The sequence below is a fragment of the Bartonella sp. DGB2 genome (assembly GCF_046843095.1).
Taxonomy (GTDB): domain Bacteria; phylum Pseudomonadota; class Alphaproteobacteria; order Rhizobiales; family Rhizobiaceae; genus Bartonella.
In genome coordinates this window covers 325,127-349,554 of record NZ_CP177329.1, presented here as the reverse complement: position 1 = coordinate 349,554, position 24,428 = coordinate 325,127, and the positions used below count along the sequence as shown (strand labels likewise).

22 protein-coding genes are annotated in these 24,428 nt (G+C 45.4%); 7 read left to right on the top strand and 15 right to left on the bottom strand.

From position 1 onward, the window contains the following. Nucleotides 1–83: 83 nt before the first annotated feature. The 3 genes from ACK28X_RS10965 to ACK28X_RS10955 form a co-directional block, all read right to left on the bottom strand. Nucleotides 84–1,460 (bottom strand): leucyl aminopeptidase family protein, encoded by a 1,377-nt coding sequence (locus ACK28X_RS10965; protein WP_412058991.1) that lies wholly within the window; start codon nt 1,458–1,460, stop codon nt 84–86. A 26-nt stretch (nt 1,461–1,486) separates the two neighbouring features. After that, nucleotides 1,487–2,485 (bottom strand): type I pantothenate kinase, encoded by a 999-nt coding sequence (gene coaA / locus ACK28X_RS10960; protein WP_412058990.1) that lies wholly within the window; start codon nt 2,483–2,485, stop codon nt 1,487–1,489. A gap of 146 nt (nt 2,486–2,631) precedes the next feature. Further along, entirely contained in the window at nt 2,632–3,621 is a 990-nt protein-coding gene (locus ACK28X_RS10955; RefSeq protein ID WP_412058989.1) for an asparaginase, read from the bottom strand. Between the two features lie 261 nt (nt 3,622–3,882). On the opposite strand from ACK28X_RS10955, the gene hslV reads away from it, so the two are divergent. Continuing rightward, nucleotides 3,883–4,440 carry an ATP-dependent protease subunit HslV gene (gene hslV, locus ACK28X_RS10950; protein ID WP_412058988.1) on the top strand — a complete coding sequence of 186 codons (558 nt, stop codon included), beginning with the start codon at nt 3,883–3,885 and terminating at the stop codon, nt 4,438–4,440. A 60-nt stretch (nt 4,441–4,500) separates the two neighbouring features. Next, nucleotides 4,501–5,811, top strand: coding sequence for an ATP-dependent protease ATPase subunit HslU (gene hslU, locus ACK28X_RS10945; protein WP_412058987.1), 1,311 nt, complete (start codon nt 4,501–4,503; stop codon nt 5,809–5,811). A gap of 94 nt (nt 5,812–5,905) precedes the next feature. On the opposite strand, the gene cyoD is transcribed toward hslU, so the two are convergent. The 10 genes from cyoD to acnA all read right to left on the bottom strand — a co-directional run bounded on the left by cyoD (nt 5,906) and on the right by acnA (nt 18,931). Further along, nucleotides 5,906–6,361: a cytochrome o ubiquinol oxidase subunit IV gene (cyoD, locus tag ACK28X_RS10940; protein WP_412058986.1), complete on the bottom strand. Its 456-nt coding sequence runs from the start codon at nt 6,359–6,361 to the stop codon at nt 5,906–5,908. Continuing rightward, nucleotides 6,361–7,026, bottom strand: coding sequence for a cytochrome (ubi)quinol oxidase subunit III (locus tag ACK28X_RS10935; protein ID WP_412058985.1), 666 nt, complete (start codon nt 7,024–7,026; stop codon nt 6,361–6,363). Before ACK28X_RS10935 ends, cyoD begins: the two co-directional genes overlap by 1 nt. Continuing rightward, the gene (gene cyoB, locus ACK28X_RS10930) at nt 7,023–9,041 is read right to left on the bottom strand and encodes a cytochrome o ubiquinol oxidase subunit I (RefSeq protein WP_412058984.1); all 2,019 of its coding nucleotides are present in this window, start codon (nt 9,039–9,041) and stop codon (nt 7,023–7,025) included. The genes ACK28X_RS10935 and cyoB overlap by 4 nt, the downstream gene beginning before the upstream one ends. 61 nt (nt 9,042–9,102) lie before the next feature. Beyond that, complete coding sequence (gene cyoA / locus ACK28X_RS10925; RefSeq protein ID WP_412058983.1) at nt 9,103–10,077, bottom strand: ubiquinol oxidase subunit II; 975 nt, start codon at nt 10,075–10,077, stop codon at nt 9,103–9,105. A 201-nt stretch (nt 10,078–10,278) separates the two neighbouring features. Continuing rightward, nucleotides 10,279–10,737: a type II 3-dehydroquinate dehydratase gene (gene aroQ / locus ACK28X_RS10920; protein WP_412058982.1), complete on the bottom strand. Its 459-nt coding sequence runs from the start codon at nt 10,735–10,737 to the stop codon at nt 10,279–10,281. Nucleotides 10,738–10,753: 16 nt separating this feature from the next. After that, complete coding sequence (recF, locus tag ACK28X_RS10915; RefSeq protein ID WP_412058981.1) at nt 10,754–11,896, bottom strand: DNA replication/repair protein RecF; 1,143 nt, start codon at nt 11,894–11,896, stop codon at nt 10,754–10,756. Nucleotides 11,897–11,905: 9 nt separating this feature from the next. Next, a complete protein-coding gene (gene dnaN / locus ACK28X_RS10910) occupies nt 11,906–13,027 on the bottom strand; it encodes a DNA polymerase III subunit beta (protein ID WP_412058980.1) in 1,122 nt (373 codons plus the stop codon). 149 nt (nt 13,028–13,176) lie between these two features. After that, a complete protein-coding gene (dnaA, locus tag ACK28X_RS10905) occupies nt 13,177–14,697 on the bottom strand; it encodes a chromosomal replication initiator protein DnaA (RefSeq protein ID WP_412058979.1) in 1,521 nt (506 codons plus the stop codon). 1,051 nt (nt 14,698–15,748) lie between these two features. Beyond that, nucleotides 15,749–16,015 (bottom strand): 30S ribosomal protein S20, encoded by a 267-nt coding sequence (gene rpsT / locus ACK28X_RS10900; protein WP_412058978.1) that lies wholly within the window; start codon nt 16,013–16,015, stop codon nt 15,749–15,751. A gap of 231 nt (nt 16,016–16,246) precedes the next feature. After that, on the bottom strand, nt 16,247–18,931 hold the full coding sequence (gene acnA / locus ACK28X_RS10895; RefSeq protein WP_412058977.1) for an aconitate hydratase AcnA: 2,685 nt from the start codon (nt 18,929–18,931) through the stop codon (nt 16,247–16,249). Nucleotides 18,932–19,417: 486 nt separating this feature from the next. Here acnA and ccmA point away from each other — a divergent pair, with 486 nt between their 5' ends. The 5 genes from ccmA (at nt 19,418) to ACK28X_RS10870 (ending at nt 22,320) form a co-directional block, all read left to right on the top strand. Continuing rightward, entirely contained in the window at nt 19,418–20,071 is a 654-nt protein-coding gene (ccmA, locus tag ACK28X_RS10890) for a heme ABC exporter ATP-binding protein CcmA (RefSeq protein WP_412058976.1), read from the top strand. Beyond that, a complete protein-coding gene (gene ccmB / locus ACK28X_RS10885; RefSeq protein ID WP_412058975.1) occupies nt 20,025–20,699 on the top strand; it encodes a heme exporter protein CcmB in 675 nt (224 codons plus the stop codon). The genes ccmA and ccmB overlap by 47 nt, the downstream gene beginning before the upstream one ends. A 73-nt stretch (nt 20,700–20,772) precedes the next feature. After that, a complete protein-coding gene (locus ACK28X_RS10880) occupies nt 20,773–21,558 on the top strand; it encodes a heme ABC transporter permease (RefSeq protein WP_412058974.1) in 786 nt (261 codons plus the stop codon). Continuing rightward, nucleotides 21,558–21,737 carry a heme exporter protein CcmD gene (gene ccmD, locus ACK28X_RS10875; protein ID WP_412058973.1) on the top strand — a complete coding sequence of 60 codons (180 nt, stop codon included), beginning with the start codon at nt 21,558–21,560 and terminating at the stop codon, nt 21,735–21,737. The genes ACK28X_RS10880 and ccmD overlap by 1 nt, the downstream gene beginning before the upstream one ends. Further along, nucleotides 21,727–22,320, top strand: a complete 594-nt coding sequence (locus ACK28X_RS10870) for a DsbE family thiol:disulfide interchange protein (protein ID WP_412058972.1) — start codon at nt 21,727–21,729, stop codon at nt 22,318–22,320. The genes ccmD and ACK28X_RS10870 overlap by 11 nt, the downstream gene beginning before the upstream one ends. On the opposite strand, the gene ACK28X_RS10865 is transcribed toward ACK28X_RS10870, so the two are convergent. Together ACK28X_RS10865 and ACK28X_RS10860 are read right to left on the bottom strand one after the other, a co-directional pair. After that, a complete protein-coding gene (locus tag ACK28X_RS10865) occupies nt 22,317–23,420 on the bottom strand; it encodes a PLP-dependent cysteine synthase family protein (RefSeq protein ID WP_412058971.1) in 1,104 nt (367 codons plus the stop codon). The genes ACK28X_RS10870 and ACK28X_RS10865 overlap by 4 nt on opposite strands. Nucleotides 23,421–23,509: 89 nt before the next feature. Beyond that, entirely contained in the window at nt 23,510–24,136 is a 627-nt protein-coding gene (locus ACK28X_RS10860) for a GcrA family cell cycle regulator (protein ID WP_412058970.1), read from the bottom strand. Nucleotides 24,137–24,428: the final 292 nt, after the last annotated feature.

Genomic DNA, 24,428 nt, shown 5'->3' with positions numbered 1-24,428 from the left:
TTATCAAACATGAATTCCATTGCTTTCGCAAAAATTGAGGCGTGCAACCAGCTGAACCAGCGCTATCTAAACCCATAGACCAATTATAAACCGGCTTTCAACTCTTCATAAATCGCCCGTACCGCTTGCGCTTCAGCACCTATTGGCCCTTGTGGTGCAGCCTTTTGGCGCCAAGCATACATATCAAAATGCGCCCATGCTTTAGCCTTTTCCACAAATTTTTGTAAAAAAAGTGCCGCGATAATTGAGCCACCATACGGTGATGAACCTACGTTATTAATGTCAGCTACAGAAGAACTCAGTAGCTCTTGATAAGGCTGCCAAAGAGGCATGCGCCAAAACGGATCCTCTACTTGCTCGCTAGCCTTCAACAAACGCGCGGCCCACCCTTCATCATTGCAATAAAAAGCCGGCAAAGGCCCGCCCAACGCGATACGCCCTGCACCTGTCAGGGTCGCCATATCTAACATTAACTGGGGAGCCTCTTCATCGCCATAAGCCAAAGCATCAGCAAGGACGAGGCGGCCTTCTGCATCCGTATTACCAATCTCTACTTGTAAACCCTTGCGACTAAGCACCACATCGCTTGGACGAAAAGCGTTTCCAGCAACCGCGTTTTCTACAGCTGGGATCAATAAACGCAACCGCACAGGCAATTTAGCATCCATAATCAGCCGCGCTAAACCCAAAACATGCGCCGCTCCGCCCATATCCTTTTTCATCATCAACATGGAAGAACTAGGTTTAATATCAAGACCGCCTGTGTCAAAGCTCACCCCTTTCCCCACGAGAGTCAGCAGAGGATGCGCTGGCTCCCCCCAGCGTAAATCAATCAAGCGCGGCGCCACGGCACTAGCCCGGCCCACCGCATGGATTAGCGGGAAGTTCGCAGCCAAAAGGCCATCCCCCACCTCCACATGCACCTCTGCCTTGTAGGCTTGCGCCAGTTGCCGTACCCGCTCTTCAATAGCTTGAGGATTCATCACATTAGGCGGTGTATTAATCATATCGCGTACCATATAAATCGTCTCATAGAGACGGCTTATATGTTCTACATCCACCCCTTCACAGTAGAAGGATAGCGATTTTTTAAGATCATTCTTTTGGGCTTTATAGCGGTCAAAAGAATAGGCGCCTAGAAAAAGTCCAAGATATGTCTGCGCTGGATTATCCGGTAGAGTTGCAAAATGCCAATACCCAGATGGTAATGCTTTAGACAAGGCTCCGCTAACAAAAGAATCATAAGCCCCTTCACACCCCAAAAGCGCACCATAAAGCCCGCCCTGCATATCCGGCAATAACAAAACTTCACCCGCTTTGGCGCTAAAGCCATAGGCTTCAATCCAGTCATGCCCGCTTTGCGGAATATCAAGCTGTGACAATTCGTCCTTCGCAACGACAAAAATAGGCCGGCTTTCCTTATGCCGTGTATTCGTTAAATGAATAAAGTGGTTCGACATAGGTACCTCCTTAATTGTATTGATCTTTATAATTTACGTAACGCCACATATTTCACCAAATGGTTGCGCCCTTTGTGTAGAATAAGGTCAGCCCGCGGGCGCGTGGGCAAAATATTTTCACATAAATTTTTTAAATTAATGCGTTGCCATAAGCGGATGGCCAAATTATACGCCTCTTCATCACTTAGCTGTGCAAATTGATGAAAAAAAGATTGCGGATTCTGAAAAGCCGTGGCTCGCAATTTTTGAAAACGCGCTGTATACCACTGTTCAATCATCTCGGGCTCAGCATCAATATAGATAGAAAAATCGAAAAAATCTGAAACAAAGGGAACCGCTTTACCATCGGCAGGCAAATCGCGAATTTGTAAAACATTGATCCCTTCAACAATCAAAATATCGGGTCGATCGACAATTTGATATTGGTCTTTCAAAATATCATAGGTAAGATGAGAATAAAGGGGCGCAGCGATCTGCCCTACCCCTGCTTTGATCGCTGAAAGAAACCCCAAAAGACGAACCACATCGTAAGAATCGGGAAAGCCCTTACGCTCCATCAAACCATGGGCTTCTAAATGAGCGTTAGGGTATAAAAAACCATCGGTGGTAACCAAATCGACCTTCGGGCTTGAAGGCCAACGTTTAAGCAATTCTTGTAATATCCGCGCCGTAGTAGACTTCCCTACCGCTACCGAACCAGCAATACCAATAACAAAAGGCGTTTTATAAGTAGCTTTCTGTTGCAAAAAATTTCGTCGATCCTTGAATAACTTCTGACTTGCCTCCACATGCCGAGACAAAAGCCGGGAAAGAGAAAGATAAATCTTTTCCACCTCTTCTAGGTCAACTGGGTCATCAATAGAACGTAACCGTTTAATTTCATCAAAGCTTAAAGTAAGAGGCGTATCAGCCCGAAATTTAGCCCAATCTTTAGCCTCAAATATACTATAGGGGGAGTAGCGCCCTAATAAAAAATCCGCGTCTTCATGGGCAAAACATTGGGTTGATAAGCCAATATGTCTCATTCCGCGCCTACCTTTAAAAATCATTATCGCTCCGCCACGCTACTTTAAAAGCCTGCGCCTAAGCCACCGCCCAACAAGTGCCGATACTTTGCTTCTTTTCTTCTATAATAGATCTCTCTCTTTGCCAAATGTTTTTCCCTATTCTATTAGGCAAGCGTCCATTCATGCCAATGCGCAGAAAATGAGCCAAGTGTCTTGGGTGCCCCCTTCAACGCCCATAAAAGCAAACGAGCTTTGAGAGGTGATAAAAAACCCGCCATCATGACACCAGCTTGTAATAAATCCATTTCGCTACCGTTATAGCCGTAGGTTGCCCGCGCAGTCTCGCCAGTCTGACATCGCGTTGCCATAATAATTGGCAAAGAGGTAGCATAAGCTTTTGCTACCTCGGCTTCCGCAAAGGATAAATGCCCAGCGCCAAAACCAGAGATTACTACCCCTTGATATAAGCCCGCCTCTAAGATCAATTTTAAGTGATCTGCCCCCGCTGCTAAAGCTGTGCTATAGAGAGCAATTTTATGATCTAGACACATTGGTAATGACAAAAAATGACCCCCGAAGCGCTTAGTATGGAAGTAAACAACACGATCCTCAATAACACGGCCTAAAGGCCCCATTTGTGGCGAACGAAAAGTCTCTACTGCTGAAGAATCAGTCTTTTGGATCCAATAAGGACTATGGATTGTTTCATTCAACACCACCAATACACCACTCTGAGCGCTTAAGGGCGAGCAAGCCACTCGCACCGCCGCCAAAAGATTAGCTGGTCCATCTGCACCGCGAGCAAAAGGCATACGCATAGCACCGGTGATAATAAGCGGTGCTTGTTTTTTCCAATAAAGGTGGAAGAAAAAAGCTGTTTCTTCAATCGTATCCGTACCTTGAGTTAAGATTACCGCTTGCGCTCCTGCCTCTATTTGCGCTTCTGCCCATTGAAAAGCGGCAAGCAAATCCATGAAAGAAAGGGATGCACTGGGTAATTGAGCGAGATTCTCCAAAACAAATTCACCTAACCCATCAAGCTCTGGAACAGCGGCTACCAAGTCTCGCGCCCCCAAGCTTGGCTTTCCGCCCGCCCCTTCCTCGGAGACCATCGCAATGGTTCCTCCAAGCGTCCCGATAGCAATATTTTGCATCCAACCTATCCTTTGTATCTCATTATCTTTTTTTCCTAGCACATGGCATCAAAATGAGCCACTTATTCGTCCTCTAACAGCCTCCCAACGTGTCTTTCATAAAAATCTATAGTCAGAGCTAATTGTGTTTTAAGGATCAAGCCCCTACATATAAACCAGACCGCCCTCCAGGGTCTTCCAAGACCTATGGTATAAATAAAATTTGATCAATCAAAGAATAAACGTAGGGTTTTTCACCTTCAGTTTAGAATAGGAGATCCCGTGATTGAACATAAGCCTACTACTCTCTATGGCACCACCATTGTCACAGTACGCAAAGCTGGTAAGGTGGTGATTGCTGGAGATGGACAAGTCTCCCTCGGCCAAACCATTATGAAAAGCAATGCCCGCAAAGTCCGCCCCATTGGTAAGGCGGGCAGTGTGATTGCTGGTTTTGCTGGAGCCACCGCCGATGCTTTTACGTTACTTGAGCGCCTTGAAACAAAACTAGAGCAATACCCCAATCAATTAATGCGCGCCTGCGTAGAGCTTGCCAAAGACTGGCGCACAGACCGCTATTTGCGCCGGCTGGAGGCGATGATGCTCGTAGCGGATAAAACCATAACCCTTGGCCTTACGGGGCTTGGGGACGTACTAGAGCCAGAAAATGGGGTTATGGCCATTGGATCTGGCGGAAATTTCGCCTTGGCTGCCGCCCGCGCTCTTCTTGATACAGAACTTGACGCCGAGGCCATCGCCCGCAAAGCCATGACTATCGCTGCCGATATCTGTATCTATACCAACCATAGTGTCATAGTAGAAACTCTTGCCGCAGAATAAAGCGATAATACGCACACAAATAATACAAACCAATACACAAAAACCTAAGAAAGCTATTTCATGAGTACTGTATTTTCACCACGAGAAATCGTTTCGGAATTAGATCGTTATATTATTGGACAGAACGATGCGAAACGTGCTGTAGCCATTGCCCTGCGTAACCGGTGGCGACGTCAGCAACTAACAGGACATATGCGTGATGAAGTCATGCCAAAAAACATCCTGATGATTGGCCCAACTGGCGTTGGCAAAACAGAAATATCCCGCCGTCTTGCAAAGTTGGCAGGCGCCCCCTTTGTTAAGGTGGAAGCAACAAAATTCACTGAAGTAGGATATGTAGGCCGAGATGTAGAGCAAATCATTCGCGACCTTATTGAGGTAGCAATCCAACTTGTGCGTGAGAAAAAACGCGAGGATGTCAAAGCTCGCGCCCAACTTAATGCAGAAGAGCGTATCTTAGAAGCTTTGGTTGGAAAAACCGCAAGCCCAGCAACACGCGAAAGTTTTCGTAAAAAATTACGTACAGGCGAACTAGACGATAAAGAAGTAGAAATTCAAGTCTCCGATCATAGCGCCAACACCATACCTAATTTTGAAATACCGGGCATGCCTGGAGCACAAATGGGTATCATGAATCTATCTGATCTTTTCGGCAAAATGAATACCCGCACAAAAAGCCTAAAAATCACCATTCGTGATGCTTATAAGCCCTTAATCGACGATGAATCAGACAAGTTGCTTGACCAAGAGCAGATCGTCCAAGAAGCTCTTAAACTCAGTGAAGAAGATGGCATCGTCTTTATTGATGAAATTGATAAAATCGCTACCCGTGATGGCGGCTTGGGCGCCGGTGTTTCACGCGAAGGAGTCCAGCGGGATCTCCTTCCCCTCGTTGAGGGTACTAGCGTTTCTACAAAATACGGACCGATCAAAACCGATCATATCCTCTTCATAGCTTCTGGGGCCTTCCATGTAGCAAAGCCTTCCGACCTCTTGCCCGAATTGCAAGGACGCTTACCGATACGTGTAGAACTCAGTGCCCTTGAGCGAAATGATTTCCGCCGCATTCTAACCGAACCAGAGGCAAGCCTCATTAAGCAATATATCGCTCTCATGGCCACCGAGCAAGTTGAACTAGCATTCACCGATGATGCCATTGATGCTTTAGCTGATATCGCTGTTGATCTTAACGCTACGGTAGAAAACATTGGAGCACGCCGCTTGCAAACCGTCATGGAACGTGTATTAGACGACATCTCATTCAACGCCCCTGATAAAGCTGGGCAGAACTTCAACATTGATGCAGCCTATGTGCGCGAAGCGGTAGGTAGCCTTGCCGCAGATAGCGACCTTTCGCGTTTTATCCTTTAAACTCAAAGCGGCGTTGCCTCTATAAGCAACGCCGCACTCAAGCTAGTGCAGTAGCATTATTTTTCTAAAGCTATTGGTCACTTAAAAATTTATTTTAGTCTTGGTTCGCATCTAAACTGGACTTTTGTATAGGTGTTTCTAATACAGCGCCTTTATCAACTATATCTGGCTCTACTACACGCCCTGAGCCTCCCATCATATTATAATTTAGATGCGAAATCGCCCACCATGTCCCGCCTATAATAATAAAGACGCACACCGCAGCAAACCACATCGTACCCACGTTCCATTTTGCATCAGGCCCTGAATTTAAATGCAAAAAGAAAACAATTTGTACAATGATTTGGATAAGAGCCATGCCGATTAGGTAAATCACCTTGGTACTAATCGCCCAACCATCCAGCATATTCTGCATAACCGGAATAAAAGAGGCCAGCGTCAAAAGCACCGCTAACGCGAAGCCAACCAAATATTTACTAGTACTTACCCCATGGTCATCATGGATCGCATGCTCATGATCTGCATCTTGGTTTTGTGTATGCATACCCATTAAAGTGCTCCTAACAAATAAACCATTGTGAAAACACCCACCCAAACAATATCTAAAAAGTGCCAAAAGATCGACAAACAAGCCAAACGCGTTTTATTATCTTGATCCAAACCGCGGCGGCGTAAATGCACAAACATCAATGCCATCCACAGCAAACCAGCACTCACATGGATTCCATGCGTGCCTACCAACACAAAAAAAGCTGACCAATAGGCTGAGAGCACCTCACGACCAAAAAGAGATGCACCTGTCACAGGATCAATCCCTGCAAAAGCTCCAGGATCTAAATAATAAACCTCACCTAGTAGCTCGTGAAACTCGAAAAGCTCCATTCCAATAAAACAGGCACCTAACACAAAAGTAATGGCTAGCCAAAACTTCGTGCCCGCCAAATGGCCTCTATAGACTTGAACCATTGCCAAACCATAAGTAATGGAAGAAACCAATAAAAGTGCTGTTTCCGTAAGAACAAACTTTAAATTAATAAAATCCTGCCCAGCTTTTCCTCCGCCATAGGCGGAGGAAAATACAGCAAAATTAGCAAAGAGCGTTGAAAATAAGATCAAATCCGAAAGGATATAGATCCAAAATCCAAAAACCATCGTGGAACTTCCGTCATGGTGGTGCTCATCGGCGTGGGTCGTGTTAATTTGGCTCACGCTCATGCTTTTACTCCTTGTTGCTCTAATACAGCTATAAATTCATCCTCTGTTTTCTGCACATCTTCAGCTGGAATATAATAGCCATGATGATCCCCCGTAAGAGAGTGATAAAGGATGGTTCCAATAAAACCCAAGAAACTAAGCCCTACAAGCCACCAAATGTGCCACACAAGCGCGAAACCAATCACCAAAGAAAGAATGCCAGCAATAACGCCTGCAGCTGTATTGGAAGGCATATGGATCTTACTAAAACCTTCCGTTTTACGCCGTTCACCACGCACTTTCATATCCCAATAAGCATCCTCTGAACGAATTACTGGAATAGTAGCAAAATTATAGGCTGGGGGTGGACAAGAAGTTGCCCATTCTAAAGTGCGGGCATCGCCCCATGGGTCATTTTCAATGACAGGCAAGCGCCCTCTATGCTTGATCCCATACCAAACAGCCAAAAGAACCTGAAGGATAAAGCACAAAATACCTATCAGAATGATAAAGACACCCAAAGCTGCTATAATAAAAAAGGGCTGCCAGCTCGGCTCCACATAGTGTTGCAAGCGACGTGTTGCCCCCATAAGTCCCAACGCGTAAACGGGGAAAAATGCGACATAAAAACCTACAAACCAACACCAAAAAGAAAGAGTTCCAAGCAAACGGTTAGGCTTAACACCAAACGCTTTAGGAAACCAAAAAGCAAGACCTGCAAGATAGGCAAAAACCACTCCACCAATGATCGTGTGGTGAAAATGGGCGACTAAAAATAACGAGTTATGAAATTGCCAGTCTGCCGGCACAATAGACAAAAGCACCCCTGTCAAGCCGCCGCCAACAAAGGTGAACATCATGCCCATACACCATAACATAGGCGGCTCAAAGCGGATCCGCCCCTTATACATAGTCAAAAGCCAGTTAAAGACCTTAACTCCTGTAGGCACAGCGATAATCATAGTAGCCACACCGAAGAAGGTGTTAACGACCTCACCACCTCCCATAGTGAAAAAATGGTGGCCCCACACAAGAAGAGAAAGAATCAAGATGACCAAAACAGCCCATACCATCGACGTATAGCCAAAGAGCCGCTTAGAAGAAAAGGTCGGAACTACTTCCGAGACAATCCCAAAAGCAGGGACAACCAGCACATAAACCTCTGGGTGACCAAAAATCCAAACATAATTAATCCATACCATAGGGTTACCGCCTGCGGTATTGGTAAAGAAATTCATGCCTAAATACCGATCGCCTGCTAAAAGTGCAAAAGCAACAGCCAAAACGGGGTAAATAATCAAGATTAAAACATTAGAAACAAATGCTGTCCAACAGAAGACAGGCAAACGCATCATCGACATGCCAGGGGCGCGCATTTTAATAATGGTCGCAATAAAATTCACCGCCCCCATAGTGGTAGCGATTCCCGAAAGCTGTAAAGACCAGAGATAATAATCAACCCCCGTATCGGGGCTCGTCGCCAGTTCAGAAAAAGGCGGATACATCAACCAGCCGCCACGGCCAAAATTTCCGATTCCTAACGAAACATTGATCAAAATCGCCCCAGCAAAAGTGATCCAAAACCCTAAATTATTAGCAAAAGGAAAAGCTACATCGCGTGCGCCAATTTGGAGCGGAATCACGTAATTAAAAAGACCAAATAGAATAGGCGTCGCCATGAAAAAGATCATGATTACCCCATGGGCAGAAAAAATTTGGTCAAAATGATCAGGCGGCAGATAGCCTGCCGCCTCACTCCCCAAAGCCAATGCTTGATGCGTCCGCATCATTAAAGCATCTGCAAAACCACGCACCAGCATAACAAGCCCTAGCACGATATACATAATACCAATGCGTTTATGATCAACGGTGGTGATCCAATTGCGCCACAAAGGCCCCCACCATCCCAACAGGGTTATAGCAGAAACTGCAAGAAATGCCCCGATTATAATAGCAATACATGTAAACAAAACGATCGGCTCATGCGTAAGCGCATGAAATGCACCAGCGACCGGGTCTGTAAGTCTTCCAAACATTTTTCAACCCATATCAAATAAATTTCAACTCAGAAGGAAAACCTTCCCCTCCACGATAAGATCACTGAATCACCCCTGGATCAAACACAGAGCACAAAGCACCCCATAATGACTTAGCAGCAGCTAACTTCATCTGATCTTCATTGCATGTTGTACCTGCATCTACACAACGGTTAACCACCCGATAATAAAGCCGTGGTTCCACAGATGCAAAATAGCGGATACGCGCATCCTCTTCCTTGGCCACGCGATCATTCATCTTTGGCGCTACAGATAAAGCTCGATAAGTTTCGCGATTAAGGGGCGTACCTTCTTTGCGCAATTTTGCAATCCAATCTTCAAATTGATTCTTAGACACGGAATGCCATTTAAAATGCATATTAGAAAAGCCATCGCCGCTATAATTAGCCGAGGCTCCGTCAAATACCCCTCTATCTTCAGCCAATAAATGCAATTTCGCATTCATCTGTGGCATCGCATAAAGAACGGTTCCCAATTTAGGCACCCAAAAAGCATTCACGGCGTTTTCAGAGGTTAATTGCAAAAACACTTGCTGCCCTTCGGGCGCATAAACCTCATTTACCGAAGCTACGCCGTATTCGGGATAGATAAATAACCATTTCCAATCCAACGCTACTGCATCAATTTGCAAAGGTTTAATTTCTCCCGCTACAGCTTTAGATATGGGCTTTGATGGCTCCAAACGAAACGTATAAAAGGCGGTAAATGCACCTAATAACACAACGATCACTACGGGAATCCCCCACATCACCGCTTCGATTCGGTTAGAATGACCCCAGTCAGGACGATAATCAGCTTTCTGATTGCTCGCGCGATATTTTATTGCAAAAAAAACCACCGCAAGCATGACCGGAATCACCACGCAAAGCATGACAAATGTGCAGATGATGATCAAATTTAGCTGTTGTTTAGCGATATAACCCGAGGGATTCAGGACATCAAATTTACAACCTGACAAAAATAAAGTTATGAGGAAAACACCCAAAAGCCCTATCTTCTTATTGAAGTATTTCATTCCACCTACCTCTTATATGCCGCGCATATATTGTGCAAATCTCAAAATCATCGTCCCTCCCCTAATCACAATCTTTGAAAGCAAGCCATAGAGAGCACACCAAATACTGCCTTGTCCATAAAGCAAATCCACCCCAAAATCTAGCGTTGATAGGCACAATCTCACCTATCTCATTACATGATCTTGCCACTTTTAACATATTTATTTTATTAAAACACCAGAATTTGAAAACAATCTCGCCAAATAATCAAGCGCAAAATAATAGCCCATCGCCCCACAGCCGGCGATAATCGCCTTTGCGCGTGTCGCTGTATAGGTGTTATGACGAAAATCCTCACGGGCGTGAATATTAGAGAGATGTACCTCTACTATGGGCCCTGTAAAAATCTCTAAAGTATCTAACAGAGCCACGGACGTATGGCCATAAGCCGCGGGATTAATCACTAATCCAGCCGCTTCATCACAAGCTTCTTGGATCCAATCAACCAATTGTCCCTCATGATTGCTTTGCAAAAAATTAATCCTAAAATCGTGCTCTTGCCCCCAACTACAGCAGAGAGCGTTAATATCTTCAAGCCGCTCATGACCATAAAGAGAAACCGGCCGCCTCCCTAGCATATTGAGATTTGGCCCATTGATCACTGTGATTTGCTTTTGCATAGTCTCTGCCTTTCTATCACCGCGCCAAGGCTTCGCCAGCCTTGATCTCAAAAAAATCAGCCTGCCCTTCAAGGGCACCAAATAAGTAGGGATCTGTTCCCGTCATAAAAGCTTGCGCGCCCAATTCATCCAACACAGTAAACAAAGCCACTCGGCGTGAAGGGTCAAAATGGGCAGCAACCTCATCAAGCAACAATAAAGGCGTAAACCCCACCAAATTCTCAATTAATACCGCGTAAGCTAAAATTAACCCCGTCAATAGTGCCTTTTGCTCTCCTGTTGAACAATGGGCCGCGGGCATATTTTTATCAGCATAATAGACCAATAAATCACTACGATGGGGGCCTTGCATAACGCTCCCATAAAACCCTTCTAAGTGTCGCTCACGTGCCAATCGGTGCATAAAAGCCTCCTCCACTTCAAGGGCTGGTGCTGTAGTAAGCGCCGATTCCAACTCTCCTTCAAGGCGCAAGGACACACGCGGAAAAGCTTCACTGTAGGGTAAGTTTTTCAACAATTGATCAAAATGACGCCATAAATCTAAACGCGCCGCCGCAATTGCTACACCTAAAGTAGCGATTTGCACTTCAATCCCTTCAAACCAGCGTGCATCACCTTTCCTCTCACGGAACAGTCGATTACGAGCCCGCATAGCTTTTTCATAATCAGCCACCCTCCGCCCATGCTGTGGATCTACCGTATAAACCAACCGATCGAGAAAGCGACGACGCTCACTTGCCGGCCCAGTAAAAAGGCCATCCATAGCTGGGGTCAGAGAGATAATGCGGCAATAATCAGCTAAACCATCAACCGATGAGGATGCACCATTAATACGAACAATACGGCTCGCCTCGTCATTTTGCCAAGCAACCCCTAAATTTACCTCATCATAAAGAGGGCTTTGAAGGCGGGCAAAAATTGTGGCTGGCCCTGTGGTGCCGTGGGCGATAAGATCAGCATAGGGGACGCGACGCAGGCCACGCCCAGGCGCCAAAAACGACAAAGCCTCTAATAGATTAGTCTTTCCAGCTCCATTATGTCCAGTAAACACTACATGGCGGCCAGTAAACTCAACTGCAAAACTTGGATAATTACGATAGGCAGATAGTTTTAAAGAATAGACGCCCACCCGCGCAGGAGCTCCATAAGGATGCCGCAAAATAGCCTCCTATATGCGCATCGGCATTAAAACATAAAGTGCTTGCAAACTATCCTTACCACGAATAAGGCAAGGAGCCATCGGCTCCCCAAAAGAAAAGACGGCTTCGTCCCCGCTCAACTGCATAATAATATCCAATAAATAGCGCGAATTAAAGCCAATATCAAAGGCAGCATCCGTATATTCAACGGGTAATTGATCTTCCGCATGCCCGGATTCAGGATTATCAACTAACAAGCGCAATTGACCAGAGGTTAGACTTAACTTGATTGCACGGCCTCGATCACTTGCAAGAATTGCCACTCGATCCACTGCCGCCACCAAGCTCTGCCGGTCAATGACCATTTCTTTACTATTGCTTATAGGAATGATTTTTTGATACTCAGGGAAAGTCCCATCAATCAGCTTAGAAACTAAAATAACTGCCCCAACATGCAGACGAATCGTTCCCTCCGAAAGGTCAATACGTACATCGCTATCACCTTCTTCTCCCAGTAATTTTTGTAACTCATGGACAGTTTTGCGTGGAATAATCACGCCCTTCATGCCTTCACTGCCTATGGGTGCTTCAATTTGCGCTTGTGCTAAACGGTGCCCATCGGCGGCCACCATACGCAAATATGTCCTACCTTCTTCTTCGACAACATGAAAATAAATGCCCGTTAAATAATAGCGTGTTTCTTCGGTAGAAATGGCAAAATGCGTAGCGTCTAGCAAGCGTTTTAAACCCGCGGCGGGCACCAAAAAACTATGGCTGAAATCTACAGATTTTGTTTGCGGAAAATCATCGATTGGCAAAGCCTGAAGGCGAAAATTAGCATGGCCTGCCACAGCCGCCATGGCTTTTCCATCATCTTCCAAGCACAATGCCACTTGACTGCCTTCAGGCAATTTACGCATAATATCATAAAGCAATTGTGCGGGTACCGTAGTCCCTCCCGCCTTTTCAATTGATGCGGTAGTTATCTCCGTAACCTCTAAATCAAGATCTGTTGCCTTGAGTTCTACCTGATTATTTCGGGCATTAATCAAGATATTCGCAAGAATTGGAATCGTATTGCGCCGCTCTACTACGCGATGCACGTGCCCCAATGATTTCAAAAATTGACTACGATCAACAATAATCCGCATCTTACTACCCATCTCAATCTGAAAGGCTTTAACCCCTTAAAACTTATAAGCTTAGGGCTTCTCTAGCATGATTTTCCAAAGGATCAAAGCCCCGCCTCATCGCTCTGCTGACATGATACCGCTTCCTGCAACAGTACCTTATATGATCACTAAGCTGCCTGTTCGCCTATCATCCTTTTTAATAATTCCAACTCTTTGACAAAATATTGGTCGCCCCCCACTAAGCCCTCAATTTTGCGAACCGCGTGTAAGACTGTTGTATGGTCACGGCCACCAAAACGGCGACCAATTTCGGGCAAAGAACGCGGTGTTAATACCTTTGCCAAATACATAGCCACCTGGCGCGGTTTTACAATAGTACGGGTACGGCGCGCTGAGAGCAGATCCTGCTTGGAAATGTTATAATGGCGCGCCACAATCCGCTGAATTTCTTCAATACGAATCCGCTTTTTAGCATGCGTAGGCGTGAGATGCCCCAATAATTCATCAACCCGCCCCACTGATAAGTTGGCCTCGAACGACTGCCGAAACAATAATTGATTAAATGCCCCTTCAAGGTCGCGCCCACTACCAGAAATAGTGCGCGCTACATGTTCTAATACCTCGTCCTCAATAGCAATAGTTTTATCCTCTTGTTGAGCCACAACAAGGCGCTGACGAAGCATTTTAAGGCGCATATCATAATCAGGAGCCTCAATTTCCAAAGCAACTCCACAAGCCAAACGCGAGCGCACCCGTAAATCCAAAGATTCCAACTCTGCAGGCGGGCGATCAGCCGCTACTACTACCTGCTTAGCGCCATCTAAAAGCATATTCAACAGATGACAAAATTCATTCTGGATTGATTTTCCTTGCAAAAATTGCATGTCGTCAATGATCAACAAATCAATATCACGCAATTGTTCCTTAAACGCCAAAGCATCATTATCACGAATAGCGGTAGCAAAACGCCACATAAAATATTCTGCCGTTAAATAAAGAACTCGCGCGGGCACATCACGTGCCAGAGCAGCCGCGGCGATCGACTGTAATAAATGGGTTTTACCAAGACCTACGGATGCATGAATAAAAAGCGGGTTAAAACGACGCGCTGTCTTATGATTCTCTGCTACCGCCCGCGCGGCCGCCAAGGCTACCCGATTTGGCGCGCCTTCCACAAAACTATCAAAATTATAACGCGCATCTAAAGGTGAGCCTGTCACTAACCGCTCATCTGCACCACGCCCATAAGAAGACCTAGGAAGATGCGCTACAATAGGGGAATTAGCTAGCATCGATGCGCGCGTTTTCCCAGTTATGGCCTTTGCATCATCGGCTAGCGGAGCGCTTACGGCGTTTCCTGCATTGCTTGCGTTTTTCACGCTTTGCTTATTAGTGCGCACCAAAAGCTCAACACGCAAAAGGCTTGGATTTTCTTGGTTCCATAAAGCGCTTAAAAGAGCCATATAATGATTATTAATCCAAGAGCGCAAAAAAGCCGTTGGTACCGATAATTTTACAACAGCGCGACCATATTCACACAATTGCAAACGCCCAAACCAGCTGGAATAAGCTTCTGTTCCTACTTGAGCCTTCACCTGCGCCATCACACGACCAAAAGCCGCTCGCCCTTCTTCTATAAGCGATTGCTGATTTTGATCAAGCATAGCCTTGTCAATATTTGCCTCCATAGGCACCGCCTTTTCTATTGCTGACACGACCACTGATTTTCTCCAAAGACCATCTATTTTTTAGATAAGACACGCGGTCTCATCTTCCCTTCGTAAATCCAAATTCCGCACGCCTTGAGCGCGTAACCCAAAAAAAACCTCCCTGCTGGCATATCAAATGCCACAGTCAAACTTGCATTGATTCATAAGATCCGCCCGACAACCCCTAGTTCGAATGCTCAATTATTAAGGACTTTAATATGTAAGACCTGGCGATCTTACAAACTCAACCCATAATTCGTTCACGCCCCTCTCTAGATACAAATAATCGTACAAACCAGTTACCCTCAAAACTATAAGGCAAGAGACTTTCTAACTCTCCTTTAAGCATAACGCCTTGACGTACACATCCAGCCCATGCTGAAAAGCAAAACTCAAAAGCCCCCCTTTCAAAATTATATATCTATATCTATAGGGCGATGCTTTTCTGAAGCCAGTGCGCTATTCCCTTTTGTGATCATACAAAACCTCTTGCGCCGATTGCAAGCCCTCCAAAATTGCCCTACAGCAAGACATAAAGTCTAAACCGCACCCGCGCAATAAGATGGTCTTTTGTAACAAGATTGATTCAACAAGCTTTTTTCTTTGAGGAGCCTAATGATTCCGCTTTACTGTACTCCTTAAAAAAAAATTAAAAAAAATCCTTGACACAAAATACAAGAATCAATGAAAGAAAAAATGGAGGGTATTTTATTAACCATATGAAATATTTAATATTTTTATTGTAAGAGAAAAATTTAAGCGGCTTTTTTGGCTTTTTTTTCTCACTTTAAGACAAAGATGCATCAAGTAAAAGCTAGAATCGCCAAGCTGGATAAATCAGACTAAAGGCAAAAACGAGAATCATAGAAAACGTAAGAGCCCAAATATATAGCTAAACACGTGAAAGAAACGCGATAGCCCTAAGGCGATTCGCAAAAGCGCGTGATGCTAAAAACACTATGATACTACGCAAAAAAGCCGCCCTAAAGAGCGGCTTTATCAAAGTTCGTCTAAAAAACTGAGAGCTTAATTAAGCTGAAAGAGCTTTTAAGCGCTTTGCTAAGCGCGCTACTTTGCGCGCCGCGGTATTTTTGTGCCACACACCTTTGCTAACTGCACGCATAATTTCTGGTTCGACCCCTTTAAAAGCCAAATGAGCTGCTTCTTTATCACTACCAGCGATAGCATCATCAAACTTGCGAATAAAAGTACGAACCCGCGAACGACGGGCGCTATTCACTTCAGTGCGGGCAACAATCTTACGCGCCGCTTTTTTGGCAGAAGGTGTATTCGCCATAATCTCTCTCTTTCCCTCTCGGCCACGCCGAAACTAAAAACCCTAAACACAGCTCTAAAACCAGAGTTTAAAGCACAAATTTGCCGCTATATAGCGTATTTTATCGCTTTGCGTCAATGAATTTCTCATATTGCAATAGACACTCTCGATCCACGCACCCCGCAAAAATAAACAGGGCACACGACAAAACAGAAAAGAAAATACGCCTATAGGCGCAATTCTTTAAATCCTTTAGACAAGGGCGCGTAAAACATAAGGTAAAATACCACCATTATGAAGATATTCAAGCTCATCCAATGTATCAACACAGCATAAAAGCGTGACATCCCGCTGGCGTCCATCGGCATAATGAACGGTTGCTTTAATGAGTTCACGGGGTTTAAGGGCATTAATGCCAAGAATATCAACCCGTTCATCTCCCCTCAAGCCTAAGCTCTTCCAGCTTTGGCCATCGGTAAAAACAAAAGGAATAATCCCCATACCTACAAGGTTTGAACGATGGATTCGCTCAAATGATTGAGCAATTACCGCTCTTACGCCTAAGAGGTTCGTGCCCTTAGCTGCCCAATCTCGAGAAGACCCATTGCCATACTCAATCCCCGCAAACACTACCAAAGGCGTGTTTTCTGCTTGATAACGCATAGCTGCATCATAAATTGATTGCTCTTCGCCCGAGGGATAATGGATCGTATAGCCACCCTCACGGCCATTTTCTCCCAGCATGAAATTGCGAATCCGAATATTGGCAAAAGTACCACGCATCATAACTTCATGATTGCCGCGCCGCGTGCCATATTGGTTGAAATCAGCAGGCAAAACTCCACGACTAATTAGATAATCCCCAGCAGGGGAGTCGCGTTTAATAGAACCCGCAGGAGATATATGGTCGGTAGTGATTTTATCACCAAACAATCCCAAAATCCTTGCTTCGCTAATATCTTCCAAAGAAGTTGGTACTTTTGGCATAGCATCAAAATAAGGCGGATTACGCACATAAGTTGAACTATCATCCCAAACATAAGTAGAACCCGCTGACACTTGAACAGCTTGCCAACGCGCATCTCCCTTAAAGACATCAGCGTATTTTTCGCTGAAAATCTTACGAGTGACGTTTTGCGCAATAAGTTCTTGGATCTCTTTGCTACTAGGCCAAATATCCCGCAGGTAAACTGGCTTACCATCGAACCCTTCGCCCAAAGGCTCGCGGGTAAGATCTTTGCACACCGTTCCAGCCAAAGCATGAGCCACCACCAGAGGTGGTGAAGCAAGATAATTAGCTTGAACATCAGGCGAGACCCGCCCCTCGAAATTACGGTTCCCCGAAAGGACAGCTGCTGCAATCAAGCCATTTTCATTAATGGTTTTAGAAATTGATGCTGGTAAAGGTCCCGAATTGCCAATACAGGTGGTACATCCAAACCCCACGATGTTAAAACCTAAAGCATCGAGATCTTTCTGCAAGCCCGCTTTCTCTAAATAAGCCGCTACCACTTGCGAGCCTGGTGCGAGCGATGTCTTAACCCACGGCTTCGTTTTTAATCCTCTCGCCACAGCATTGCGCGCCAAAAGCCCCGCAGCAATTAAAACGCTCGGATTAGACGTATTAGTGCAAGAAGTAATAGCAGCAATGACTACATCCCCATGACCAATTGCATAATCCTCGTCCGCCACCTTGTAGCGCCTATCTTGGGCACTGGTTTTCTTATAATCACTAACAAGAGCGGTTTTAAACCCTTCCGCTACCGTTTCAAGCGGCAAACGCCCTTCTGGCCGTTTAGGACCCGCCATAGAGGGCACCACCTCTCCTATATCTAGGGTAATGACATCACTAAACACTGCCTCGGGTGTTGCTGGATCGCGCCACAAACCTTGAGCCTTAGCGTAGGCCTCAACGAGGGCGATTCGCTCTTCATCGCGGCCTGTCATATGCAAGTAACGAATAGTCTCGTTATCGATAGGAAAAAAGCCACAAGTTGCACCATATTCAGGACCCATATTAGCGATTGTAGCTCGATCAGCCAAAGTCATATAGTCAAGGCCAGGACCAAAAAATTCAACAAATTTTCCAACTACACCCTTTGCTCGCAACATTTGGGTAACTGTCAAAACTAAATCTGTAGCAGTAACCCCTTCCTTAAGTCGGCCAGACAAACGGAAACCAATCACTTCGGGCAGAAGCATTGAAATAGGCTGACCTAGCATTGCTGCTTCCGCTTCAATACCCCCCACGCCCCAGCCCAAAACGCCCAGCCCGTTTACCATAGTGGTATGGGAATCTGTTCCTACACACGTATCAGGGTAAGCGGTCAAGACGCCGTCTCGTTCATCCGTCCAAACGCATTGCGCAAGATATTCCAAATTAACTTGATGACAAATGCCCGTACCAGGAGGCACCACACGAAAATTTTTGAAAGCTTGCTGACCCCATTTTAAAAAGCGATACCGCTCGCCATTGCGCTGATACTCAAGGTCAACATTATGCTGAAAAGCCAAAGGATTTCCAAAATCATCCACAATTACCGAATGGTCAATCACCAAATCAACCGGCACCAACGGATTAATCCTTTGCGCGTCTCCCCCTAATTTAACCATAGCATCACGCATAGCTGCCAAGTCAACGACCGCAGGCACCCCCGTGAAATCCTGCATTAAAACACGAGCAGGCCTATAAGCAATCTCAGCTCCAGCCTGTCCCTTATCTTTAAGCCATTTGGCGATATTGCTAATATCGCCTTTTTTAACCGTACGCCCGTCTTCCGAACGCAAAAGATTTTCAAGCAGAACCTTCATCGAAAAAGGTAAAGAAGAAACCCCCTCAAGGCCATTTTTTTCCGCTTCCGTTAGGCTATAATAAATATATTCTTTTTGGCCAATATGCAAAGTTTTGCGGCATTTAAAACTATCAATATGCGACACGAGTGTTTGTCCTTATACTGCGAGCTTCCTCCAGAACAGCCCTCCACCGCAAATCAAGGGCGGAGAAGAGAGCGGGTGCAGTCATTTCCGCTGTCCGTTCCTAAATTTAGGCCTTAATGTGAAGGCCGATCCTAAAATTCATTCTACACCGACCGCTGATGTATCTTAAGAGCTTATAGAATTTTTTTTTGAACTCTTCTAGACTGAATCAGAAAAAAACGCTAGCCTTACCTCATCTAAAAGATAAAATATGTAACAAAATAGTAAGATCTTACCATATAAAAGCACCAAGAAAATATTCTTAGCATAAAATTAATTCTGTGTAGATTGACTTTGGAAACCATCAAAGTCTTTATAATACAGCTATACACCCTACATAGACTATGTAAAAGATCGCCTTAGATCTAGAGCCACGTAAGGAAATTATAAGCTTAAACCAAAGCGAAACACTAGATTTCGTACCATATACCATATAGAGGTAAAATAATGCACATAACGGTGCAAAATCTTGCAGGACAAGCGGGGGATGAGCTGATATTCCATCAGCTCTCTTTTGACCTAAAACCTCAGAAATGTCTGCAAGTTACGGGTGCAAACGGCGTAGGAAAGTCTACTCTTTTACGAATCATTGCGGGCCTTCGCCCCCCCGCTTGTGGATATATCCACGCAACAAAAGAGGGCGAAACCCACCCCCTCGCATCGATTTGCCACTATATAAGCGTTGAAAACACCATGAAAGGTTCGTTAAACACTCTAGAAAACTTACGCTTTTGGGCGCGTTTTTTAGAGGTACCTGCCGCGAATGCCCAAAACATCTTAAACGCAATGGATCTTGCTCCTCTCGCAGATCTTCCTTTCCGTGCTCTATCCACAGGGCAAAAACGCCGATTAGGCTTAGCGCGTCTTTTATTAGCCTATAGGCCTTTGTGGATTTTAGATGAGCCCACTTCTGGGCTGGATACAAAGGCGACGACCTTCTTTGGTACCATTCTTAAAGCCCACCTATCTCAAGGTGGTATGGCTCTCATTGCAAGCCATATCGCCTTACCCTTTACCCCCCATGACTATATAAATCTGCATGGTTTTGCCCCGCATGCAGCAGAAGAAGGAGACGGTGATGCGAGCGATTTTTTGGCGTGATCTTACCTTAGCCTGGCGTAGTAATCACCATTTATTCACAGGCATCATCTTCTTTATCGCGCTAATCATCCTCACCCCCTTTTCAGTAGGGCCTGCGCCCCAATTGCTCAATAAAATCGCGCCCGGCATGCTTTGGGCGGGGGTTTTATTAGCCAATCTATTAAGCCTTGATAGCCTCTTTCAAAATGACCACGAAGATGGCAGCCTTGAACAATTTATCCTCACCCCCTTCTCTAACTTGGCTCTCCTAGTTTTCGCCAAAGCCCTTGCTCATTGGATTGCACTAATCCTTCCCCTGATCATAATCATGCCAATTTTAGCCCTCACTCTTCATCTTAATCTGAACGTGATTATCTCCATTCTAATAGGCCTTCTTTGCGGCACCCCAGCCATCACCTTTATCGGCACGCTAGGTGCAGCCCTTTCCGTTTCGCTCCCACAAGGGGGGATGCTTATTGCCATTCTCACCCTTCCCCTCATTATCCCTGTGCTGATTTTTGGTATCGCTACCGCCCATGTAAACGACCAAATTTCCAACACAGCTCTTTCTTTCTTATTAGCGCTTTCTTTATTTTTTGCCATTCTTGGCCCGACCAGTTCTGCTTTAGCTCTCAAATATCTTACTTAAAAATAGGCCCCTCTCAGCACAGCATGAGTACGATAAAATAGAACCTTATCTATAATGGAAATGGAAAACATCAATGTCTAATAGGCAAACGACCAGCACCAAAAACTCTTCAAGAAAATGGTGGTTCTTTTTGGTCAACCCTGATCAATTTTTATCGCAAACCGCGCCCCTCATTCCCCTCTTTGCTCTCCTAGCCTTGGTCGTTTTAAGCATTGGGCTCTATATGGTTGCCCACTCCCCCGATGATTATCAACAAGGGGTGACGGTGCGCATCATGTATCTGCACGTGCCCTTTGCTTGGCTTTCTATGTTCTGTTATGCACTAATGGGGGTAAGCGCCTTTGGTGTGATAGTATGGCGCCACGTACTCGCAGATATATGGATCAAGTGTGCGGCTCCTTTGGGCGCTACATTTACAGGCCTTGTCCTATTAACAGGTAGTCTATGGGGACGACCTACTTGGGGTACGTGGTGGGAATGGGATGCACGCCTCACCTCTGTTTTTATTCTGTTCCTTATTTATTTAGGCACCATTACTTTACGCCACGCTTTTAATGAGCACAAAAAAGCAGGAATCGCTTGCGCTATTTTTACGCTTGTGGGCTGTATTAATCTTCCGATCATCAAATTCTCCGTTGATTGGTGGAATACATTGCACCAGCCTGCTTCCATTTTCCGCTGGCAAGGACCAAGTATCGACCCCACTATGCTTTGGCCATTGATGGTTATGGCACTAGGATTTACGCTTCTCTTCATTACCCTTCAACTTATCAGTATGGGGAATGAAATCCGCCGCCGAAAAATCATACAATGGCAGATCTCCTTTGCCAGAAAGAACCGCCATCAAGGGAGCGCGTAATGGATCTTCAACAACTTTTTTCTCAAACCGGCTTGAGCCAAGAGCACATCACCGTCTTAGCCTATGGGCTTACAGCCCTTATCTTAGCAATACTCATTTCTTGGCTTTTATGGGAGCAACGCCGTCAAAAACGACGCTTGCGAAACTTACCAATGCAAGAGAAATCCAATGCAGAATAACCATCCTGAGCCTTCCGCCCCGCGTCCGAGTTTCAAGGGCACTCTCTTTGCCCCCCTATTGATTTTTCTTGCCTTTATTGGCTTCGTTACTTATCAAATGATAGTCAACCAAGGCCAAGACCCAAGCCTCGTACCTAACGCTTTAGCAGGAAAAACAGCACCACAAACGCCTTTTCCATACCTTTTTACCCATGGCGATTTCGATATACAATCTTTAAAAGGCCAAGTTCTCCTCGTAAATTTCTGGGGCTCTTGGTGTTCTCCTTGCCGAGAAGAGCACGCAACCTTGATGGCCATTGCACAAGACAAGCGCTTCCACCTCATCGGGGTGAATTACAAGGATAACATTGACAACGCGCGAAAATTTTTAAAAGTTTTTGGCAACCCGTTTACCGCAATCGGCTCAGACCCACATGGCATCATCGCCATTGATTGGGGAGTCTATGGTCCGCCTGAGACATTTCTAATCAGTAAAGATGGGCGCATCCTTTATAAACATATAGGCCCTTTAAACCTTGAGCTTTATCACAAAGACCTACTTCCGCGCCTGGAGCAAGCGCTTAAGGCTTCGAATGAAATTTAAAAAGGCTTACCCATTTGAAAAAGGCGCTCAAGTTGCGTAACGTTGTCTTGAATGTTAAAGCCCTTTTCTAAAAGCCAAGCATCGTTGAAATAAGTAGAGGCATAGCGCTCGCCTCCATCGCAGATTAATGCAACCACAGCCCCCTCTTGCCCTTGGCGCATCATATCAGAAATCAGTTGCGCAGCTGCCCAGATATTAGTACCCGTCGACCCCCCGCAGCCACGCCCTAAAATGTTACTTATGACTCGCATAGCCGCTAAACTTGCCGTATCTGGCACGGCGATCATACGATCAATAACCGCAGGCAAAAAAGAAGGCTCAACCCGCGCACGGCCGATCCCCTCAATACAGGATGTACAATGAGAAACCTCATGAATACTTGAGTCAGCATAATGACGATGGAACACCGACCCTTCAGGATCAGCCACACATAAACGCGTTGTATATTGGCGGTAACGGATATAGCGCCCTAAAGTAGCTGATGTTCCTCCTGTACCAGCACTTGCAACGATCCAATCAGGAATAGGATATGCTTCTTGAGCCATTTGCTCAAAAATCGACTCAGCAATATTATTATTGCCACGCCAATCAGTAGCCCGTTCAGCATAAGTGAATTGATCCATATAATAACCGCCCAATTCTTGCGCCAAGGCTTGCGCTACAGAATAGACGGATTTGGGATCATCCACGAGATGCACCTGTCCGCCATAGGCGGCAATAGCTGTCAATTTTTCAGGCGAAGTAGTACGTGGAACTACCGCAATAAAGGGCACACCAATCAAATTGGCGAAGTAAGCTTCTGAGACCGCAGTTGAACCACTAGAAGCTTCAATGACTGTAGTTTTGGGGCCTATTTTACCGTTACACAAGGCATATAGAAAAAGTGAACGCGCCAACCGATGTTTAAGACTACCGGTAGGATGAGATGATTCATCCTTCAAATAAAGCGTGATCTTATGAGGGCTAGGCAAATCCAAACGTAATAAATGTGTATCCGCCGACCGTCGTGCTTCGGCTTGGATCGCATTTAGCGCCGCGTGCAACCAGACGCGGCTACAACAAGCCGTTGCTTCAAAACCAAGAAAAGGGGAGAGGTTCACTATAAAATCTCCTTTTCCAGCTTAGAAAAGATAATCAAAACTACAAACAAAAGCGCGCGTATCTTTCAAAATAACAATAAGTTAGAAGGCTAGGCTCTAATTCGACGCCGTTCAGAAACGGGCTGGAAGGCAACTTTTGCGTGATAAGGGCAATAGGGGCTACTTTCATCCGACTGCGCCCCGCAAAATGCAAAATCAGGAGACAAAGGATCACCCACTGGCCACTTACATGTGTGTTCTGTTAACTGTAAAAGGTTAAGCCGGCGCGACACTGGCTCTATATCAGGACTTAGGGGCGTATCTACAGGCGCTGTAGGTTCTAACCGTTTATCTAAAACAGATTCAGATAATACGGAAGCAGTTCCCTCCTGCCTCAGCATTGTAGACTTTAATGCTTCCTCATCCTTACCAGCATCATTAGCAATAAGGCTAGCATCATCATGACTAACGGTCTCAGCTGGTAAAGGCGCAACAAACTCCTCAGCACCAACCTGTGGGCTGGTAGTGGATTCCGAAGTAGGTTCAGGCAAAGGCTTCTTAGGCTTGCTTGTTGCACTTGGATTAACCTTACCGCGCCCGCCCAGTTTCAAACGATGCACTTTCCCGATCACTGCATTGCGACTTACGCCACCCAATTGAGTAGCGATCTGGCTTGCACTCAAACCCTCTCCCCACAACTGCTTTAAGAGCGTAACCCGCTCATCTGTCCAATTCATACTGGCACTCCATTTCAAGCACGCCACAAGACACTTTAATACCTCATTGCCCGCGCTCACCAAATCTTTTATAAGGCTTTAGTGCCCACTAGCAAACTTTTTGGTCTTTACTTCACTATTCTCTCAAATAGAAACCTCTCCTAGGTCTCTACCACAACCTACAATGCACAAACCCATCTAGCGATGAACCCACCAGAGATCCTAGCTCTATATAAAGCTGCAATCTTAAAGCCGCCTATGCAATAAAGTCCAACCCAAAGGCAGATGCCTAATACTTTTGCATCCTCTAAAA

Coding starts and splice junctions, on each gene's coding strand:
- ACK28X_RS10965 (WP_412058991.1), bottom strand. CDS start 1,460: ATGTCGAACCACTTTATTCATTTAACGAATACACGGCATAAGGAAAGC.
- coaA (WP_412058990.1), bottom strand. CDS start 2,485: ATGAGACATATTGGCTTATCAACCCAATGTTTTGCCCATGAAGACGCG.
- ACK28X_RS10955 (WP_412058989.1), bottom strand. CDS start 3,621: ATGCAAAATATTGCTATCGGGACGCTTGGAGGAACCATTGCGATGGTC.
- hslU (WP_412058987.1), top strand. CDS start 4,501: ATGAGTACTGTATTTTCACCACGAGAAATCGTTTCGGAATTAGATCGT.
- cyoD (WP_412058986.1), bottom strand. CDS start 6,361: ATGGGTATGCATACACAAAACCAAGATGCAGATCATGAGCATGCGATC.
- ACK28X_RS10935 (WP_412058985.1), bottom strand. CDS start 7,026: ATGAGCGTGAGCCAAATTAACACGACCCACGCCGATGAGCACCACCAT.
- cyoB (WP_412058984.1), bottom strand. CDS start 9,041: ATGTTTGGAAGACTTACAGACCCGGTCGCTGGTGCATTTCATGCGCTT.
- cyoA (WP_412058983.1), bottom strand. CDS start 10,077: ATGAAATACTTCAATAAGAAGATAGGGCTTTTGGGTGTTTTCCTCATA.
- aroQ (WP_412058982.1), bottom strand. CDS start 10,737: ATGCAAAAGCAAATCACAGTGATCAATGGGCCAAATCTCAATATGCTA.
- dnaN (WP_412058980.1), bottom strand. CDS start 13,027: ATGCGGATTATTGTTGATCGTAGTCAATTTTTGAAATCATTGGGGCAC.
- dnaA (WP_412058979.1), bottom strand. CDS start 14,697: ATGGAGGCAAATATTGACAAGGCTATGCTTGATCAAAATCAGCAATCG.
- rpsT (WP_412058978.1), bottom strand. CDS start 16,015: ATGGCGAATACACCTTCTGCCAAAAAAGCGGCGCGTAAGATTGTTGCC.
- ccmA (WP_412058976.1), top strand. CDS start 19,418: ATGCACATAACGGTGCAAAATCTTGCAGGACAAGCGGGGGATGAGCTG.
- ccmB (WP_412058975.1), top strand. CDS start 20,025: ATGCAGCAGAAGAAGGAGACGGTGATGCGAGCGATTTTTTGGCGTGAT.
- ACK28X_RS10880 (WP_412058974.1), top strand. CDS start 20,773: ATGTCTAATAGGCAAACGACCAGCACCAAAAACTCTTCAAGAAAATGG.
- ccmD (WP_412058973.1), top strand. CDS start 21,558: ATGGATCTTCAACAACTTTTTTCTCAAACCGGCTTGAGCCAAGAGCAC.
- ACK28X_RS10870 (WP_412058972.1), top strand. CDS start 21,727: ATGCAGAATAACCATCCTGAGCCTTCCGCCCCGCGTCCGAGTTTCAAG.
- ACK28X_RS10860 (WP_412058970.1), bottom strand. CDS start 24,136: ATGAATTGGACAGATGAGCGGGTTACGCTCTTAAAGCAGTTGTGGGGA.